This window comes from Massilia jejuensis (assembly GCF_042656795.1).
GTDB lineage: Bacteria > Pseudomonadota > Gammaproteobacteria > Burkholderiales > Burkholderiaceae_D > Telluria > Telluria jejuensis.
Genome location: NZ_JBHSMS010000099.1, coordinates 1 through 2,330 on the forward strand (window position 1 = coordinate 1; position 2,330 = coordinate 2,330).

The 2,330-nt window shown below is 49.1% G+C and carries 2 protein-coding genes; one reads left to right on the forward strand and one right to left on the reverse strand.

Annotated features, from left to right (window positions below):
• The first annotated feature begins 288 nt into the window (after positions 1-288).
• The gene (locus ACFPOU_RS23675; RefSeq protein WP_379727551.1) at positions 289-1,431 is read left to right on the forward strand and encodes a hypothetical protein; all 1,143 of its coding nucleotides are present in this window, start codon (positions 289-291) and stop codon (positions 1,429-1,431) included.
• A gap of 20 nt (positions 1,432-1,451) precedes the next feature.
• On the opposite strand, the gene ACFPOU_RS23680 is transcribed toward ACFPOU_RS23675, so the two are convergent.
• Positions 1,452-1,913: a hypothetical protein gene (locus tag ACFPOU_RS23680; RefSeq protein WP_379727554.1), complete on the reverse strand. Its 462-nt coding sequence runs from the start codon at positions 1,911-1,913 to the stop codon at positions 1,452-1,454.
• Between the last annotated feature and the right edge of the window lie 417 nt (positions 1,914-2,330).

Here is a 2,330-nt window from a genome sequence, read left to right on the forward strand (position 1 = left end):
AAAGGCGTTTTCTCAAGGTTGGGAATGGTAAAGAGACCCCTGAAAACGCCCAGATCTCGCGTTTTTACACAGCCTGGGCCAAAAGCAGCCGTTCACCATATGGGCGCAGTGCACATTTTGATCTGCTCCCAGATTTCTATGCAACTGGAAGCGATTGCCAACATTAACACGTCTTACTACAGGGATTCATACGCAAAAGGCTCTCCTAGTCCTCCGTTATAATGACGAGGCGGCGTCGTATAGGTGGGAAATTCTTCAAGCCCTGCAATACTTGATTAAAGAACTAGTATGAGCAACACCAATAATGATGAGCTGATTTCACTTTACAGCCATATTGACGGATCATCGGGCAGAGACATTGAGCTACAGCCGGGTACTCTGAAAGATCAGCTCGCCGAAGCATCACAGTACCTGCAATACAGTAGCGTTCACGTCCCCATCCATAGTGACAACATCAAGTGGGTCGCATATCAAGCTGCTGCCGAGCTGGAAAAAGCAGTCGAATGGTTGAATGAAGCCTCGAACCAAGACGACCTTTATTTTCGGGTCGGCTTTTCCGATGGTAATAATTTTGGTGCCCGTATCGATGAAAATCGTGCACGGAACTCCTCTATACGTGATTGCCTCATTACAATCCGCCTAGGCAGTATCCCCCTCCTCATTGGGATCGGAAATCGCCTCAATACGTTAAGCCAATCGCCTCTGTTAGCGTCAATCATGCTTGGGCATAGCGACCGAGATTTTGGAGTGATTCCCTTCGACCCCGAAATCGATCCAATTGGATCAACCGTATGGGAACAGGATACTCAATCGGGGATGGACCATACCCTCGCGAACGTAGTGAATGCGCTGCTATTGATGTTTTTTCACGAAGCGTCCCATGGCTGTGCCGCCCATGGTTACATCTGGAACAAGCGGAAGGACGATTTGCTGGAGGCTCAATATCACCGGGCAATGGAAATGGAGGCCGATTGGGGAGCAGGCATGTTGTACGTGAAATATCGCTCGGCGACTTCGAATTACGATGCCCGAACGCTTTGTAAACAGCTTCTGTATGGCTCCCAGTGTAACTACTTAGGGCTGCAAATCGCGAGGGGCTTAACGGGTGGCCCCGACACCCACTACCATCTACCCCATACCCGCACGCACTGCACACTATACGGCGCTCAGCAAGCATGGGAAGCAATCACTTGTTTCGATCAAAGTTTTGTGGATCTGATCAACGAAGCCTATGCATCAATCGACCTTGTTGAAAAGCTTTTTTCGAAAAAGATCAAAGGCTGGCTCTCTTATGATAATGCTCGCTCCGAGCGAGACATGGCAGGCTCAAGATCGATCAGTCGGCCAATGATCGACGAGTTACAGAAATCTCACGCCTATAAAAGGGCACGTCCGTTTGATATATTGAAAGGATTACCAGCTGCCATTTGACTCACTCAGCTTTTCATCTATTACAGACACGCCGATAGCTCATTCTTGAGTGCCTTCAAACCTGCTTTAATAGGCATGACTTGCGCAGCGACCCCGGCTGAGTACATATGCCCAAGATAACGATCAATTGCAGGTATGTCTTCCGAAACGTATTTTGCAAGTTCTTTTGCTCGGGCAATTAGGACTTTATTTACCAAAGTTCGATTGTCTCCGCTTTTCATTCCGTCGTACAAATACAGCAGGTCACCCACAGCGGTTCCCCGGGCTGTGAGGCTGTTTACGTCATGAAAGAGTCCCCCGGCTGCCAGTCGAGTTGAGTCGCCCTGCGGCAGTACTCGGTAAGACTCAAATAGGCTCGCGTTACCCTCTTTAATTGCCTCTACCGAAGCGACTAAAGAACTGTGTTTGATGTTCTCACCAGAACAGGCTCCGACCGCTGTTGTTGCGTACAAGAACAAAGTGAAGAAGAATATAGGTTTCATTGAGCCTCCGAGTCAGAACTGAATTATCTCATTTATATTGAATTTCAGAACCAAAATCTGCGAGGGCTGCTTCTATACTGAAGTTTTTGTACTCAGCACCAGACCTTTCACCTACTGTGTCGACCGACAACTCGGGAACACAGGTGACACAGAACATGAAGACTGCGCCAAGTTAGTAAAAAACTGAGATGCCTGCGTACACTTGTCGAAAGGCCGGTTTGGGTCGAAAGCAGCCGGTCCCGGTCGCTGGCTCTGTTGGTGACGTTACTCAGTTCTGGGCGGTCAGGTGTTTGAGGGCATGGAGGCGCTGCACACGTTCCAGGCGCATTTCGACAGCTAGCGGGAGGCGAGCTGAATCGCCACGACTATTGTAGACACTCCTGAGCCATAATATAAGGCACAAGGAGAAGGTATGAG

Bases quoted from the DNA above. Each gene is read 5' to 3' on its own strand.
- ACFPOU_RS23675 (WP_379727551.1), top strand. From the start codon at position 289: ATGAGCAACACCAATAATGATGAGCTGATTTCACTTTACAGCCATATT.
- ACFPOU_RS23680 (WP_379727554.1), bottom strand. From the start codon at position 1,913: ATGAAACCTATATTCTTCTTCACTTTGTTCTTGTACGCAACAACAGCG.